This is a genomic window from Campylobacter sp. US25a (assembly GCF_004379075.1).
Lineage (GTDB): Bacteria > Campylobacterota > Campylobacteria > Campylobacterales > Campylobacteraceae > Campylobacter_D > Campylobacter_D jejuni.
The window spans coordinates 186,790-203,023 of record NZ_RYYM01000002.1 but is presented as its reverse complement, the minus strand read 5'-3'; the positions used below and the strand labels follow the sequence as shown (position 1 = coordinate 203,023).

General features: G+C 29.7%; 17 protein-coding genes and 1 pseudogene. 6 read left to right on the top strand and 12 right to left on the bottom strand.

The features are described from left to right. Positions 1-28 precede the first annotated feature (28 nt). Entirely contained in the window at positions 29-1,372 is a 1,344-nt protein-coding gene (locus tag ELQ12_RS03290) for a sodium-dependent transporter (protein ID WP_070209852.1), read from the top strand. Here the strand turns inward: ELQ12_RS03290 and ELQ12_RS03285 are convergent. From ELQ12_RS03285 to peb4, 5 genes are all read right to left on the bottom strand, one after another. Next, positions 1,364-2,239 (bottom strand): 1-aminocyclopropane-1-carboxylate deaminase/D-cysteine desulfhydrase, encoded by an 876-nt coding sequence (locus tag ELQ12_RS03285; RefSeq protein ID WP_053872869.1) that lies wholly within the window; start codon positions 2,237-2,239, stop codon positions 1,364-1,366. The genes ELQ12_RS03290 and ELQ12_RS03285 overlap by 9 nt on opposite strands. Further along, positions 2,226-3,179 (bottom strand): OmpA family protein, encoded by a 954-nt coding sequence (locus ELQ12_RS03280; RefSeq protein ID WP_002852313.1) that lies wholly within the window; start codon positions 3,177-3,179, stop codon positions 2,226-2,228. Before ELQ12_RS03280 ends, ELQ12_RS03285 begins: the two co-directional genes overlap by 14 nt. Continuing rightward, the gene (locus tag ELQ12_RS03275; protein ID WP_070209851.1) at positions 3,176-4,618 is read right to left on the bottom strand and encodes a MotA/TolQ/ExbB proton channel family protein; all 1,443 of its coding nucleotides are present in this window, start codon (positions 4,616-4,618) and stop codon (positions 3,176-3,178) included. Before ELQ12_RS03275 ends, ELQ12_RS03280 begins: the two co-directional genes overlap by 4 nt. Positions 4,619-4,712: 94 nt before the next feature. Then, complete coding sequence (fbaA, locus tag ELQ12_RS03270) at positions 4,713-5,777, bottom strand: class II fructose-bisphosphate aldolase (RefSeq protein WP_002931943.1); 1,065 nt, start codon at positions 5,775-5,777, stop codon at positions 4,713-4,715. Continuing rightward, positions 5,777-6,598 carry a peptidylprolyl isomerase PEB4 gene (peb4, locus tag ELQ12_RS03265; protein ID WP_002931939.1) on the bottom strand — a complete coding sequence of 274 codons (822 nt, stop codon included), beginning with the start codon at positions 6,596-6,598 and terminating at the stop codon, positions 5,777-5,779. Before peb4 ends, fbaA begins: the two co-directional genes overlap by 1 nt. Positions 6,599-6,678: 80 nt before the next feature. Between peb4 and nth the strand changes: the two genes are divergently transcribed. From nth to ELQ12_RS03240, 5 genes are read left to right on the top strand one after another with little or no spacing between them, the layout of a single operon-like run. Continuing rightward, complete coding sequence (gene nth, locus ELQ12_RS03260; RefSeq protein WP_002861300.1) at positions 6,679-7,305, top strand: endonuclease III; 627 nt, start codon at positions 6,679-6,681, stop codon at positions 7,303-7,305. Next, a complete protein-coding gene (locus ELQ12_RS03255) occupies positions 7,302-7,952 on the top strand; it encodes a DNA/RNA non-specific endonuclease (RefSeq protein WP_070261649.1) in 651 nt (216 codons plus the stop codon). Before nth ends, ELQ12_RS03255 begins: the two co-directional genes overlap by 4 nt. A gap of 10 nt (positions 7,953-7,962) precedes the next feature. Next, positions 7,963-8,595 (top strand): trimeric intracellular cation channel family protein, encoded by a 633-nt coding sequence (locus ELQ12_RS03250; RefSeq protein WP_002871388.1) that lies wholly within the window; start codon positions 7,963-7,965, stop codon positions 8,593-8,595. 57 nt (positions 8,596-8,652) lie between these two features. Next, positions 8,653-9,081 carry an EexN family lipoprotein gene (locus ELQ12_RS03245; protein ID WP_002871389.1) on the top strand — a complete coding sequence of 143 codons (429 nt, stop codon included), beginning with the start codon at positions 8,653-8,655 and terminating at the stop codon, positions 9,079-9,081. Next, positions 9,078-9,293, top strand: a complete 216-nt coding sequence (locus tag ELQ12_RS03240; RefSeq protein ID WP_002871390.1) for an EexN family lipoprotein — start codon at positions 9,078-9,080, stop codon at positions 9,291-9,293. The genes ELQ12_RS03245 and ELQ12_RS03240 overlap by 4 nt, the downstream gene beginning before the upstream one ends. Here the strand turns inward: ELQ12_RS03240 and cmoA are convergent. From cmoA to ELQ12_RS03205, 7 genes and pseudogenes are all read right to left on the bottom strand, one after another. Next, entirely contained in the window at positions 9,283-9,993 is a 711-nt protein-coding gene (gene cmoA, locus ELQ12_RS03235; protein ID WP_072223616.1) for a carboxy-S-adenosyl-L-methionine synthase CmoA, read from the bottom strand. The two genes, ELQ12_RS03240 and cmoA, sit on opposite strands and share 11 nt — an antisense overlap. Then, positions 9,980-10,835 (bottom strand): annotated as a pseudogene (locus ELQ12_RS03230) (bifunctional riboflavin kinase/FAD synthetase). The gene cmoA and the pseudogene ELQ12_RS03230 overlap by 14 nt, the downstream one beginning before the upstream one ends. Then, complete coding sequence (locus ELQ12_RS03225; protein WP_070261647.1) at positions 10,801-11,562, bottom strand: TlyA family RNA methyltransferase; 762 nt, start codon at positions 11,560-11,562, stop codon at positions 10,801-10,803. The pseudogene ELQ12_RS03230 and the gene ELQ12_RS03225 overlap by 35 nt, the downstream one beginning before the upstream one ends. Next, positions 11,559-12,563: a hypothetical protein gene (locus ELQ12_RS03220; RefSeq protein ID WP_079861356.1), complete on the bottom strand. Its 1,005-nt coding sequence runs from the start codon at positions 12,561-12,563 to the stop codon at positions 11,559-11,561. The genes ELQ12_RS03225 and ELQ12_RS03220 overlap by 4 nt, the downstream gene beginning before the upstream one ends. Continuing rightward, positions 12,544-14,487, bottom strand: a complete 1,944-nt coding sequence (gene ligA / locus ELQ12_RS03215; RefSeq protein ID WP_134264565.1) for an NAD-dependent DNA ligase LigA — start codon at positions 14,485-14,487, stop codon at positions 12,544-12,546. Before ligA ends, ELQ12_RS03220 begins: the two co-directional genes overlap by 20 nt. Continuing rightward, entirely contained in the window at positions 14,488-15,630 is a 1,143-nt protein-coding gene (gene folP, locus ELQ12_RS03210; protein WP_134264564.1) for a dihydropteroate synthase, read from the bottom strand. A gap of 1 nt (position 15,631) precedes the next feature. After that, entirely contained in the window at positions 15,632-16,231 is a 600-nt protein-coding gene (locus tag ELQ12_RS03205; RefSeq protein WP_134264563.1) for a DNA polymerase III subunit delta', read from the bottom strand. Positions 16,232-16,234 lie beyond the last annotated feature (3 nt).

Sequence of the window (16,234 nt, the reverse complement as noted above, 5' to 3'; positions counted from 1 at the left end):
AAAATAATTCTTTTTCGAAAGGATAATCATGCAAAGACAAACATGGAGTAGCACACTAACTTATATTCTAACAGTTGCTGGAGCAACCATAGGATTTGGAGCAACTTGGCGTTTTCCCTATCTTGTAGGAGAAAATGGTGGCGGTGCTTATGTATTAGTTTTTTGTATAGCTATGATTATCATAGGCATTCCTGTTATTTTAGTTGAAAATGTCATAGGCAGAAAAGCGATGACAAATAGCGTAGATGCTTTCAAACAAAAATGGCAAAGTATTGGATATATGGGACTTTTAGGAAGCTTTGGCATAATGGCTTACTACATGGTACTTGGAGGATGGGTTTTAGTTTATATTTGGGAATTAACCCTAGGGAATTTTAGTCTTGCCAATGTAGTAAGCAAAGAATTTACTCATCAGTTTTTTAACGACAAAATAGCCTTCAATCCTTTAGGAGTTGGTATTTTTACCACTGTTTTTGTAATTATTAATTATATTATTTTAAAAAGAGGCATTATAGATGGTATAGAAAAATCCGTCAAATTTTTAATGCCCTTATTATTTATCTGTCTTATTGTTGTTGTGGGACGCAATTTAACCCTTGATGGAGCTATAGCTGGAGTTAAATTTTATCTTGAACCTGATTTTAGTAAAATTTTATCATCAAAACTTTTAATCGATGTTTTAGGGCAAGTCTTTTTTGCTTTATCCCTAGGTTTTGGGGTGATGATAACACTTTCATCTCATCTTAATAAAAATGAAAATATGGCAAAAACCGCTATTTATACAGGGGTTTTAAATACCATTATAGCTGTTTTGGCTGGTTTTATGATTTTTCCAGCACTTTTCTCAGCAGGACTTGCTCCAGATAGCGGGCCTTCTTTGGTTTTTGAAACTTTACCTATAGCATTTTCTCATATCCATTTTGGTACCATTGTGTGTATTTTATTTTTTGTCTTACTCTTGATTGCAGCTTTAACCACAAGCTTGCCAATTTATCAAGTTATTATTAGCGTATTAGAAGAAAAATTTAAATATTCTAAAAATCTTTCTATTAACCTAACTCTAGGGTTTATCTTCATACTTGGCAATCTTCCTTGTATTCTAACTTATGGGCCTTGGCGTGATATTGTTATCATCAAAGGAAAAAACATTTTTGATAGTTTTGATTTCATTAGTGGAAATATTTTGTTTGTTTTAACTGCATTTTTTTGCTGCATTTATGTAGGTTGGATTTTAGGCAAACAAGAAAGTCTAAAAGAACTTAGCAATAACAATACACTTAAAAGTTCATGGTTTGGAATTTGGTTTTATTATGTAAAATATATAGTACCTTTGATTATTTTAATCATTTTTATCTATGGAATTTTAAACTAATTTTTTAAATTTATATCTCTCTAACATAGTGGAATTTCCTAAAATTCCACCTTGATGTATATAAAGCAATGGTTTTTTCCACTCTTGTTTTAATGCTATACTTAATCCTAAAATATCATACAACAAGTCAAATTCTATATTGCACTTTAACTTTAAATCCATGTAAAGCTCATAAAATTCTTTATACGGTCTAGCAAAGTGATATTTTTTATCACTTGTTAAAAATTCTAAATTTGAAAAATCATAGCTTGGATCTAATGTTAAAATTTGTTTTTTAAGATATTTAATATCACCTACACAAGCGCAAGTAAATACTTTAAATTTAGAATACTTTGCCAAAAAAGCTGCCGAAGTGCCTGTACCCGAAGGTAAAAAAATATCAAAATCAAGCTTTAAACTTTGACTTTGCATTTGAATTTCTTGAGCAAGCTCCATATAGCCATATTGAGCTTCTAAATTAGCCATGCCTTGTTCTATAAAAATATCATCTTTTTTACACAAAGACAAGGCAAATTGCTTTAAGGATAAAGAATGGATATTTTCTACAAAATCAACACCATTTTCTAAAGCTAAAGCATAGTTTCCACAAGGATTATTCTTAAGAAAAGTAGAAATTTTTTCACAAGCAAAAACAAGCTTATATGATCTTTGTTTAGCAAAAATACTTAATGCCGCCAAAGCATTACTTTGGCTTCCTCCATAACTTATAAAAGATTGATTTTTAGGATATCTTTGATGGATATAAAAAGCAAGTTTCCTAGCTTTATTTCCATTAATTTCTCCTAATAAATCATCTCTTTTAATATAAAATTCAAATCCGTTAAAATTGATTTTTTGTATAGGACTAATTGTTTTAATGAAATTCAAAGAATTTTTCTACATCTTTTAAAGCATTATCATTTTTAATGCTAAATTTTATCTCTATGCGACGACTCTTATCCTTATCTTCAACTCCGTTGACAAACACAGGATCTGAAAAAGAACGTCCACTTGCCATTAAAAGCTTTTGAAGCTTATCACTCTTATAAAAAGTATAGATAAAATTCATCACCTCATAAGCTCTTTTTTGCGACAAATCTAAATTATAAATATAAGATCCATCACTATCAGTATGTCCTTCAATAATGATATTTTCAATGTTAGAAAAAATTTTTGGATCTTCAAGAATAGCATCAAAATATTCGCTTAAGATTTTTCTCAAACTTGCCTTTGCTTCATTTTTTAACACATAAGAATCTTTATCAAAAAGTACTTCAGCAGGCAAAGAAATAGATCCTGTCTTTTCATCTATAGTGATATTATTATCAAGTTTGCTTTGCAATTCCTTGCTTAAATTTTCACGAATCAAACCAAGATTTTGCACCTTTTCTTTAGCTTTTTGAAAATCTTCTTGTAAATTTTTAAGCTCTTCATCTTTTTTCTCTAGTTGACCTAGTAAAATCAAAATTTGCTTATCTTTATTATCTAAAGTTGAGTTCAAATCTTTACTTAACTGCTTGTAATTTGTAATATTAGCCTCTAATTCTGCTTTTTGAGAATTAGCAAGATTTAAAGCACTAGAAGCATTGTTTAAATCAGAACTTAGTTTAAACACTATAGCTTCTTTATTTCTAAGCTCTTCTTTGCTCTCCTCTAAGCGTGCCTCTTGTTTATTGAGATTGTCTTTAATTTCTTTTAAATCACTTTGAGTTAAAACATATTTTACAACAATAGCACCTATTAGCAAAATAAAAACAAACAGCAATCCTGCCATTAAATCAGCATAAGCTATCCAAAAATTGCTATCTTCTTTTGACTCATTTTTCATTTATTTTCTTTATCTTCATTTTTTAACTCATCATTGCTTTCTTGCTTAGATATTTCTGCTTGAATTTCATCTTGATTTTCTTCAGTCTTAGACTCTGAAAAATCTTCTATTTGTTTGGTTTCATTTTCTTTATTTTGATTTCCATCCCCAGAAAGCTTACTCATCATTTGACTTGTTTCTTCATCAAGTGCTTTCATTTCTTTTTTAAGCTCATCCATCATTTTGATTTTAGCATCGATACTTTTTTCTTCTTCATATACTTCCTTAAATTTATGCATACCTTCAAACAAGCTTGCTTTAAATCCCTCAAAAACCTTTTCTTGACTTTCCAACATTGCTTTTTCATAAAGTTCAAAATTTTTGCCAAAACGCTCTACTTTTTCATCGAATGCACTTAGCGTCTTATCAAGATGATGAATTTTATCACTACTGATATCGAGCAAGCGATTATATTGTTCTGACATTCTTGTATTGATTTCTTTCAAATTTTGATTGAGCAAACCTATGCCATTTAACATTTCACTATAAAGCTTTCCAAGATCGCGTTGATCTCTTTGTGCTTTACTAAGCTCACCCATGGTTTGTTTGATGTGTTCACTACTTAATCTAATAGCTTTTTCTTCTACATTTAGCATATCTTGAAAAATGCCAAATTTTCTATCAATAGCATGATCAAGCTCTGCAAAAAAATCATCATTGCTAACTTGTTTAAAAATTGCTCCAATTTTTTCAAAATGTTGCAAACTCTCAGTTAAATATCTTTGATCAAGCTCTTCTTTTGTCCAAAAAAATCCACTTGTAGCGTTTTTTTGACGATTTAGTAAACGATCTATTTTACTTTTACCATATTTTTCAAAAAACATCCACCATAATGCAAGAAAAATTCCATAAATTGAAACATAAAAAGCAGTTCCTACTCCACTTAACAAATCTGCAATTTCTTGTTCTAAAGCGGCTGTATCACTAGAACTAAAATTTGGCATTGAAAAAGCTATGCTGATAAAAGTTCCTAAAATTCCCATCATTGGAAAAATTGCCGAACCTATACTAGCAAAATTCTCATTTCTTGCACCTTTAATATATGTATAAGCAAAGTCATCAAAATTGGCATTTGATTTCGTGTCTTTCCCTATGGCAAGAAAATGCCTCATAATATGTCTTTTTAAAGCCTGTTTAAATTCATCTTTTTGTTGTTCAAAAATACTATACGCATACTCAGCACTATGTCTAGCAAAAATCAATGCTGTAAAAAAAATCACACCTGTCATAATAACCGTATGTAATTCAACCTTAAAGTCAATTACATTAAAATAACCTAATAAAATCAAAATATAAAGAAAAGCTGGAATAAAAATAATTTTAAAATAAACCAAAGAACCTCTTGCATCTTTGCCTTCAGGCAAAACAAGTTCTGAAATTTCATCTGATTTAATCTCCATGAAACCAATACCTCAATAAAAATTTTATTTTAAAGATTGCTACTTAATTTGATAAAAATTTTTAAAACAAAATAAAACTAAGCCTTTAAAATGCTTAGTTTTTGTTTATACAGTTTAAATCTTCAAAAGCGACTTCAAGACGCTTTATCATGCTTTCTTCACCACTCCTTAACCAAACACGCGGATCATAGTATTTTTTATTTGGCTTGTCATCACCTTCTGGATTTCCAATTTGTCCTTGCAAATAAGCCCTATTTTTAAGTTCATATTCACGTACCCCATCCCAAAAAGCCCACTGGGTATCTGTGTCAATATTCATCTTAATTACGCCATAACTTACTGCATTTTTAATATCTTTTAGCTCGCTACCGCTACCACCATGAAATACAAAATTTATAGGCTTATCATTTTTTAAAGCAAATTTATCTTTGACAAATTTTTGCGAATTTTTTAAAATTTCAGGTTGTAAGCTAACATTTCCTGGTTTGTAAACTCCATGTACATTTCCAAAGCTTGCTGCAATTGAAAATTTATCACTAATTTTTCCAAGTCTTTCATATGCAAGTGCTACATCTTCTGGTTGGGTATAAAGCTTAGAATTATCAATACCTGTATTATCCACTCCATCTTCTTCACCACCTGTACAACCTAGTTCTATTTCAAGTGCGACACCTAAAGCATCAAGTTTTTGAAGATAGACTTCACAAGTGTTAAGATTTTCTTCTAAACTTTCTTCGCTAAGATCAAGCATATGGGAACTAAATAAAGCTTGTCCATGGGTTTTTTTATATTGTGCATTTGCCTCAATAAGCCCATCAATCCAAGGTAAAAGTTTTCTTGCGGCATGATCAGTGTGTAAAATCACAGGTACACCATAAGCTTTAGCAAGTAAATGTACATGTTTAGCCCCACTAATTGCACCTAAAACTTCTCCATTAGGACAATTTTTCCCTGCATAAAATTTTGCCCCACCATTTGAAAACTGGATAATAACTGGAGAGTTAACTTTTTTTGCAGATTCTAAAACTGCATTAATAGAATCAGTTCCTACAACATTAACAGCAGGGATAGCAAAACCCTCTGCTTTAGCATAGTCATAAACTTTATTAAGCTCATCTCCGCTAATCACCCCTGCTTTTACAATGTCTAAAACACCCATTATTTATATTCCACTTTAGCACTATTTAAAAGATCTTGGCCTTTTTGATTGATAACTTTTTTAAATTCTTCAAATTTAAGTCCGTTTTCAATACCTTGTTTTACTTCATCAAATTTGATTTGACCTTTAGCCTGCGAATTTTCTTTTAAGATTACATGATAGCCAAAATTCGTTTTTATTGGAGTTGTAGTAATAGTACCATTTTTAAGTGCAAAAGCAGCATCTGTAAAAGGCTTTACCATAGTTGATTGATCAAACCAACCAAGCTCACCACCTTGGTTTTTTGAACCTGGATCAATTGATTTCTCTTTAGCAAGCTCACTAAATTTAGCATCTAGTTCTTTACCTTTTAAACCTTTAAGTTCGTTAATAATATCCTTAGCTTCTTTTTCTGTCGCTACTAAGATATGTTTTGCTTGCACTCTCGCAGGTTTTACGTATTTGTCTTTATTTTGATCATAAAAAGCTTTAACTTTAGCCGCATCAATTTTAATTGTATTTAAAATTTTCTCTTGATAAACATTAACAAGTATTGCATCTTTTGCACGATCAAGTTCTTTTGTGTATAAAGGATCTTTTTCTAAATTTTGTTTTTTAGCATCTTGCAAAATTAAGTCTTGCATAATATACTGCTGAATAAGAGCTTTTTTTTGATTATCTGGCAAAGTTTTAAAATCCTGTCCTCTAAGCATAGGGGCAAAAAATTCACTTACTTCTGTATCACTAATGCTCTTGCCATTAACAGTGGCTACTGTAGCTGCATTTACATTTAAAGCTACACCTGCAATCAAAGCTGCTGCAACTAAAGAAATTTTTTTCATTGGGTTTCCTTTTTAATAAAATGTATATAAAACCGATTATATCTAAACTTGGTTTAAAGCTAATTAACTAAAATTAAAAAATGAAAAGAAATTTAGAAATCAAAGAGCTTTTTTTAAAACATTTTGAAAAACCTGTAACAGAACTTAAATTTTCAAATTTATACGAACTATTAGTCTGCGTGATGCTTTCAGCCCAATGCACTGATAAAAGAGTTAATCTCATCACTCCTGATCTTTTTAAAGCCTATCCTGATATCAAATCCCTTGCAAATGCAAATTTATCAAGTCTTAAAACCTATATACAAACTTGTTCATTTTTTAATAATAAAGCACAAAATCTTATAAAAATGGCAAAAGCAGTTTGTGAAAATTTTGATGGAGAAATTCCTCTTGATGAACAAAATTTAAAATCCTTAGCAGGCGTAGGACAAAAAACTGCTCATGTAGTTTTAATAGAATGGTGCGGAGCAAATTTCATGGCTGTAGATACTCATGTTTTTAGAGTTTCTCACCGCTTAGGACTTAGTAAAGCAAAAACTCCAGAAGCCACAGAAGAAGATTTAACACGCATATTTAAAGATAATCTTAACTATCTCCATCAAGCCATGGTTCTTTTTGGACGCTACACCTGTAAAGCTAAAAAACCTTTATGTAAAGAATGTTTTTTAAATCATCTTTGCAAAAGTAAAGATAAGGAACTTAAATGAAAATTTTCATCTTTTTACTCGCTATATCTCTTAATATTTTTGCCTTAGAATCTTACAAGCCTAGTGCTGATTTTTCTTCTTATTTTAACAACACAAATTGCTCGCAAATCTTAGATAAGTTTTTTTATCTAAATTGCTATGATTATAAACTCAAAGGTACAAAAGCCGTTGCTTATAAAGTAGAAGCTTCAAATTTAAAAAATAAACAAATTAAAAAACGCCCTCGCTTTGAAGATGATACAAATATTCCTAAAAAATACCGCACTACTTGGAGTGATTATAAAAACAGCGGCTACACGCGAGGACACACTGCACCCAATGCTTCTTTTAGCTTTAGCAAGGCTGCTCAAAATTCAGTATTTTTAATGAGCAATATTACCCCACAAATTGCACAAATAAATAATAAAATTTGGAATGAAATCGAGCAAAGAGAAAGAAATTTGGCTTTCAAATTTCAAAGTATCGAGGTTTTAAATTTGGTACTTTACGATAAAGAATCACAATACATTAAAAACCGTATTGCTATACCAAGTTTTTATGTAAAAATTATTAAAACTCCGAAATTTAAAGAATGCTATCAAGTACCAAACCACGAAGTAAATGATGAAAATATTAAACAGTATCAAATAAATTGTGATAAATTTTAAGGTATAAATTATGGAGATAAATGCTCTTACGATAACTACTCTTTATATCATAGGTATTTCCGCAGAAGGAATGACAGGAGCTTTAGCTGCAGGACGCCATAAAATGGATCTTTTTGGAGTTATTTTTATTGCTCTCGTAACAGCAATTGGAGGCGGAAGCATACGAGATGTGCTTTTAGGACATTATCCTTTAACTTGGGTTAAACATCCTGAATATATTATTTTAATCTGTTTTTGCGCCCTTGTAGCTACAAAAATTCCACGCGTAGTAACCAAGCTTGAGGCTTTATTTCTAACTCTTGATGCTATAGGACTTGTTGTTTTTAGCATACTTGGAGCTCAAATAGCCATAGATCAAAATCATGGTTTTATCATCGCTGTTGCTGCTGCTGTAATCACTGGTGTCTTTGGTGGAATTTTAAGAGATATTTTATGTATGAGAATTCCCTTAGTGTTTCAAAAAGAAATTTATGCAGGAATTGCCATAATTGCAGGAGCAATCTACTATTCACTTATAGTTTGGTTCGAACTTAATGCCCTAGTTTGCACGCTTTTAACTCTTTTTGTAGGAGTTATTGCAAGGCTTTTGGCTATCAAATATCAATGGTCTTTGCCTATTTTTTCCTACAACGAGGAAAAATAATTTATCGTTGCTTTATACAAGTTTGCTAAGATATTAAAAATTTTAGGAGATTGATAAATGCAAAGACTAAGTATTTTACTTACAATTTTAATAGTTATTAATATAACAGCTTGCGATAGCAAAACAGAAAATTACTACAAAAATCATCCTAGTGAAGCAAAAGAAAAAGCAAAAGAATGCAAAGAAAGCGAAACTCTTAGCGAAGATTGTATTAATGCATTAAAAGTTGGTGTTAAACCAACAAATGAAGAGAGTAAATACAGTCCAAACACACCAAAAAAATCTGATAATCAGATATTAGAAGCTTTAAAACAAAATGATTTAACCACAAAAGATATTAACCAAAGTTCAGAAAATAATGAAAGTATTATAATACCACCTATAGCAGAAACACCTTCTGAAATTTATCCTTCTAAAACAAAGGATGACAATCAAAGTTCTATCTTTAGTGATGATATTAACATAACACAGGAAAAGTTACCATGAAAACAACTATTTTTTTAAGCCTTATTGGTATATTTTTTGCAGCATGCGAACAAACCAAAAGTGTAGAATATTATCAAAATCACCCTGAAGAAGCAAAAAAAAGAAGTTTAGAATGCAGACACAAAGCTATCATCAGTCAAGATTGTGTTAATGCATATAAGGTAGGTTTTCCAAAAGATGAATGGGAAGATGAAAATATCTCTAATCCTTAAAAGCTATGAAAGTTTCAAAATTTGCCCATTTAAAAATACTTTCTATTTTTTTAAAACCTGCCTTTTCTAGCATATTTAAATTTTCTTTTTGACTATAAGGAATTAAAACATTTTCTAAAGCCTCTCTTTTAGCTGCGATTTCAAATTTAGAATAACCTTGTTTTTCTTTATAGTCTGCATAAAGCTCTATGATATTTTTAGACAAAAAAGCATCTTCATAAAGGATTTTTTCACTCATAATCAAAATGCCTTTAGAGTTTAAATTTTTATAAATTTTATCAAGCAATTCTTGTCTTTTAGGAGGACGAATAAACTGCATAGTATAATTTGCCACAAAAACATCACAAACAAAAAAATCAAACTCACATAAATTAGCTTCAAAAAAACTTATATCAAGTCCATAAGCCTTAGCTTTTGACTTTGCAACTTCAAGCATGGAAACAGAATTATCCACACCAAAAAGTTTAAAATCCTTTCTTAAGTTTGCCAAAAAAATCAAAAAATTAGCACTTGAGCAGCCTAAATCACAAATATTTGCGTTTGTAGATAAAATTTTAGCCAATAAATTAGCACAAAGTTCTAAATTTTCTCTATAAAATGGCACAGAACGATTGATCATATCATCAAAAACACTAGCCACGCTTTTATCAAATTCAAATTGTTTTTTAGGGCTTTGTTTAAAAAGTTCATCTTTCATCATTTTTCCTTCAATATTTTTTTAGCTTGTTCTATGTCTTTAGCAATTTGATTTTTAAGCTTTTTTAGATCTTGAAATTTTTGATTCTCTCTTAGAAAAGATATAAACTCGAGTTCGAAAAACTCCCCTTGTGTGAAATTTTCACCCAATTCTTCTAAAATATGACTTTCTATGGCAAAATTTTCATCGCTTGACCTTATACCTAAAAAACTCACACTTTTATAAATTTTTCTTTGACTTTTTAACAAAGTAGCATAAACACCATTTTGAGGCAAAAAATAACCTTCACAATCTAAATTTATAGTCGCAAAAAGTTCTTTAGAGCCCAAACCTTGTCCTTTAATCATCTTCCCTTTGATACTATAATCTCTTCCTAAAAATTCTTTTGCTTTTTGCAAATTTGCTTTTGATAAAAAATCCTTAATTAAACTTGCATGAACACCTACTCCGCCTATGCTAAATTCATCAACTATTATAGTTTTTATCCCACTTAAAGACTCAATATCTTTAGCATTATAAGCCCTATTTTTCCCAAAAGAAAAATCATATCCCACCACTATAAATTTCAAATTGACAAATTCTTTTTTCAAAAAGCTTAAAAAATCTTTACCATCTAAAGATTTTATATTTTCAAAATCCACTTCTATAACTTTTTTTCCTGAAATTTCTTCTTTTTGACGATTTGAACAAAGAAATTGACCCTTAAATTTATTAATAACTAATAAAGCCCCATTCTCGTCTAAACATTTTACAAGTTTTAGATGCCCTAAATGCATACCATCAAAACAACCTATAGCTAAAGAAGTAATATTAATTTTTGATATAGTAGTAAAAATATTCAACATTACCTTCCTTTCCTTTAATGCTTGATTTTTGCGTATTTTTTAAAAGCCAACCTAACTTAGCACATGCTTTTTCAAAATCCATTCTTGCCTTTAAGATTGCCTTATTATCTTTTAAAACACCTTTTTTATCTCTTTTGATATTTTTTCCCACTTCAAACTGAGGTTTAAAAAGTAAAATAATTTCCTTTAAGGCTAAATTATCGACATAATAAAGTAAATTAATAAGAGAAATAAAACTCACATCACAAGTAACAAGTTCAAATTTTTCTTCACTTTTAAAGGCTCTAAGATCTGTATTTTCATGCAAGATAATTTTTTCATTTGCTCTTAAACTTGGATGGAGTTGATTACTACCCACATCAAGAGCAGTGATTTTTAAAGCCTGATTTTCAAGTAAAATTTGCACAAAACCACCCGTACTAGATCCTATATCAAGACAATTTTTATGTTTTATTTCAATATCATTTTCTTCTAAAAAATTTTTTAATTTCAAAGCTGCTCTTGAAACATAAATTTCACTTAAAAGATCCAATTTTAACTCATTGGCTAAAAGTATATCTTCAGGATTTAAATCTTGCGTTTTTTTTAAATTTTCTAAAAAATTTTTCACATCAAAAGAAGCTTTAAAACTTTTACCATTAAGCAAAACCTCTTCATTTTCTATAAGCTCTAAAGCTTTATTTCTACTGATATTTAAACGCTTTGAAACAAAAAAATCAAATCTCATTTTAAACTCTCATTTATTCTTTTTTCCAAGTCTTCTTTTTCTTTAGAAAACCACCAAATGCCTATTTCAAAAGCATTTTTTTTAAAAATTTCTCTAAGATCTTTAAGATCTTTTTCAAAAAGATCTTTTTCTTTTTGAATTAAACTTAAATTATAATCTTTTAAAAAATTAAAATTATTCATCCATAAAAGTATTTGTTCTTGTTCAGATTTTAAGGCATTATTTCTTTGCTCTTTTAAAAAATAACTTCCTAAAACCATGATAAAACATAAAAATAAAACAATTATTTTTATCTTTATTTTCAAAACAAAATTAAAAACAAAAGCCAAAAGAGAGCAAAACATAAAAAAATTAAAAAAATCAAAAATAAAATTTAAAGCTCTAAAGCTCAAATATCCAAAATGAGAAAAAATAAAAAGTTTTAAATTTGAAACAAAATACAAAAATTCAGATAAAAAATCAAAATAAACAAAAGAAGCACTCTTATAAGCAATGATTTTCCTAGAAAAAAGTTCTAAATTTAAAAGCTCATTGTAAGTAAAAAAAAGCCCATAAAATGCATAAAATAAAGCAGTAAAAAAACTAGCGATAACAACTATTCTAAAGTCATTATAAGCATTATCTACAAATTGCAAATGTAATTCTTTTTTTAAAAATATCATCAATAAAGGCAAAATTATAAATATAAAAACAAAATCAATTTTTTCAAGATTTAAAAAATTTAAAAATAAAGAAATAAGTCCAAAAATCGCCAAGAAAAAACTAAAAATATAAAGATAAAAATCCCCCATACTAACACGATAAAACAAACTTCCCTTAATCAAAGTAGCTTCTTTTATAATATTTTTTCTAAGCTTTAAAAATAAAAAGAATTCCCAAAAAAGTGTTAAAAAAATAGGAATTAAAAAAAATAAAGAAAAAGCACTCCTTTGCCAAGTTAGCAAAAAGCCAAAAAGGCTTAAAAGCGTTAAAATATAAGAACTATTCTTTAACAAGCTCATTAAAAGCACTTTCATCTATACATTTTACTTCAAGCTCTTTAGCCTTACTAAGCTTAGAACCTGCCTCTTCTCCAAAAAGCACATAGTCAGTCTTTTTAGAAACCGAGCCGCTTACCTTACCCCCAAGCTTTTCTATCAAAGCCTTAAACTCATCTCTTGGACGCGAAAGAGTACCTGTAATCACAAAAGTTTTACCAAAAATCACACCATCTCTTTTGATTTCAAGTTTTTCTATTTTCAAATTTAAAAGCTTGTAAAACTCATCAATTCTTGTACGATTAACGCGCGTAAATTCGCAAAGACTTAAAGCCATTTGCTCTCCAAAACCTTCTAAATTGGCATAAGCTTCAAAGCTTTGCTTGTGCCACTCTTTACCAAAACTTAAGCTTAATTTTTTAGCCGCAACCTCGCCAATATGCTCTATTCCTAAAGCTGTGATAAAACGAAAAAGCTCACATTCTCTTGCTTGTTCTATGGCGTTTAAAAGATTGTTGATTTTCTTTTCCTTAAAGCCTTCCAAACCTTCAAAATCACTAAATTTTAAATGAAAAATGCTCTCAAGTGTAGTGATTTTTTTGTACTTGTATAAAAGCTCTACTATATTTTCTCCAAGCCCGTCGATATTAAGACATTTTTTAGAAACAAAATGAATGATAGAATTGACAAGTCTATCTTCACAGTCTATATTTTGACATTTTATTAAAGTTCCTTCATCCAAAAGCTCACTTTGGCAAGTAGGACAAAGCTTAGGGCGTGAAATTTCCATCTCTAAACCTTCTCTACGCTCTTTAAAAACCTTAGTAATTTTAGGGATAACATCGCCACTTCTTATCACGCTTACAAAATCATTGATTTTAACACCAAGTCTTGCAATCTCATCAAAATTATGAAGTGTGGCTGATTTTACTACAACCCCATCTAAATTTACAGGTTCTAAAACCGCCACAGGAGTAATCACTCCACTTCTTCCTACTTGTAAATTTACCCCTATTAAACGCGTGGTTTTTTCAAGTGCAGGAAATTTAAAAGCTGCCATAAATTTTGGAAATTTTACCGTATAGCCTAATTCTTCACAAAGTGCAAGATCATCAACTCTTACCACCATTCCATCCATCATCATAGGCTTTTTCTCTCTTAAAGCTAAAAGCTCATCATAAGCTTTTAAAACTTCATCTAAATTAGCACAAAGTCTTACAAAATCATCCTTTAAAAAACCAAGCTCTCTGATAAATTGCATCACCTCACTGTGTTTGGTGAAATTTAAGGTATTTTCCCCTACTCCCCAAGGATAAAATTTCAAATTTCTTTCTTTAGTGATGCTTGTATCAAGCTGCCTCAAACTCCCGCTTGCAGCATTGCGTGGATTAGCAAATAAACTTTGATTTAAAAGAGCTCTTTTTTCGTTGATTTTCTCAAAATCATCTTTTAAAATCACCACTTCTCCACGAATTTCTATTCTTTCTTTATAGGCTATATTTTTAGGTATATTTTCTATCTCAAAAACATTAAGTGTTATATCCTCGCCCACTTCGCCATCACCCCTAGTGGCACCGCTTACTAATTTACCATTTTCATAAAGCAAATTTAAACTCGCTCCATCAAATTTAGGCTCTATAAAAAAGTTTTTTTCGCATTTTGCACGTTTTGCCCAAGCCCTAAGTTCACTCTCATCAAACACATCTTCCATCGACCACATACGCTTTAAGTGAGCTATTTTTTTAAACTCGCTTTGTATGATAGGAGCTATTTTTTGCGTTGGAGAGTCTTTTGAAATTTCATCTTTGTTTTGTTCTTCAAAAACTCTTAATTCTCTGATTAAAGCATCGTATTCTTCATCGCTAGCCAAGGGTTCATCTTTTTCATAATATGCCCTCATCCACAAATTTGCTAAAGCAACTTTTTCTAAATACTCTTCTTTTTTCATCTAAACTCCTATATTGTCCATTGCCTGCACTAAAGCAAAAAGTTGTTTGTGCTCGTATAAATCATGCACTCTTATAATACTAGCACCATTTTCAAAAGCCTTTAAATGCAAATACAAAGTTCCTGCTAAACGATCTTTAATCTCGCTTTTAAAATATGCATTAATCACACTTTTGCGACTCGCACCTATAAGTAAAGGTTTATTAAATTGCAAAAAATGCTCTAAGTGCTTGATTAAAATCATATTATGCTCCGCACTCTTTCCAAAACCAATACCTACATCTAAAATACTTTCTTTTACTCCAAAACTTTCTAAAAGTTCAAGTTTTTCTTTAAAAAACAAAGTCATCTCATCGAGCAAATCTTCATAAAAAGGATTATCTTGCATGTTATTCGGATTGTTTTGCATGTGCATTAAGCAATATTTTGCCTCATATTTACTTGCAAGTTTAGCCAGATTAAGATTTCTTAAACTTGTAATATCATTTATAAGTTTAAAACCCTTATTTAAAGCATATTCTAGACAATATTCATCAAAACTATCTAAACTAAAAATCGCTTTTTCATGATAATTTTTCTCATAAATTAAGTCAAGTACTTTTTTTAGTCTTTTAAATTCCTCTTCCTTGCCACAATACTCACTCCCAGGTCTTGAACTAACCGCACCTATATCGATATACTCAGGCCTTAAAGCAAGAAAGTCATTAAGCCTTTTTTCAAAGTCTTCTTCACTCACACGACTTTTTGCATTAAAACTGTCTTCATTAACATTAATCACTGCCATAAGCTCAGCTTTTTTTGGTTTTAAAAAATCTTTTTGCAAAAAAAGAGCCAAATTTTTAAGTCCAAAATCTTGAAGTTTTTCTTTAGCAATAAGTTTTTGAATTTGTTCTTTACTTGCCATTAAAAGTGCATTTGAATGAGTGATTTTTGCGGTAATTATTTCTTTATGGGTAATGAGCTCAGCTCCTACTCTTAAGGCATCTTGTTTTAAAATATTTGCTGCAGGAGTAGAAATATCTTTGATAAAAATAAAATGAATTTTTGTTTTTTTACTCATAATCTTTTGCCCCATTTTATGAGGGTTTATGAAAGAACAAAGTAAATTAAAATCGGTATTTGGATTGATTTTAAAAAATTTCATTTTATTTCTTTGTATAGTAATTTAGCAAAAGAGTAGCCAAAAGCACCCCACTTTTAGAATTTAATCTTGCAAGCTCATAGCTTTCATAAAAAAACTCTAATTCTTCAGCGTTAAAATCTTTATATTTCACACATTCTTTAGCAAGTAATGCAATTTGATCCATAAGTTCATTTTTATCCAAATTTTCATTTTTTTGCAAAAAATCAAAAAGCATTCTTAAATCCATTCTTTTAAGATCCAAATCAAGTTTTTTAACTTCCTTTTCAACTTTTCTTTTTTCACAAATAAGACGTGATTTTATAGTATGCAAAAGTAAATTTTTAGAAGGTACCACGATAAGAAATTTAATATTTTTTGGAGGTTCTTCAAGAAGTTTAAGTAAAAAATTTTGTGCTTCTATCCTATAAGAATCCGCCATTAAAACAATAATTTTTTCTTCGGTTTCTGCGATATAGCTTTCTTTTTCAACTGCTCTTGCATCATCAAGTAAAAATTCATTTTGTGGCATAAAAAATCTTAATTTTTTAATACCAAAATTATTAATCATTTCTTCTTTAATACCTAAAAAATCTTCACTGATAATAATCTTACTAATAAACAAAAT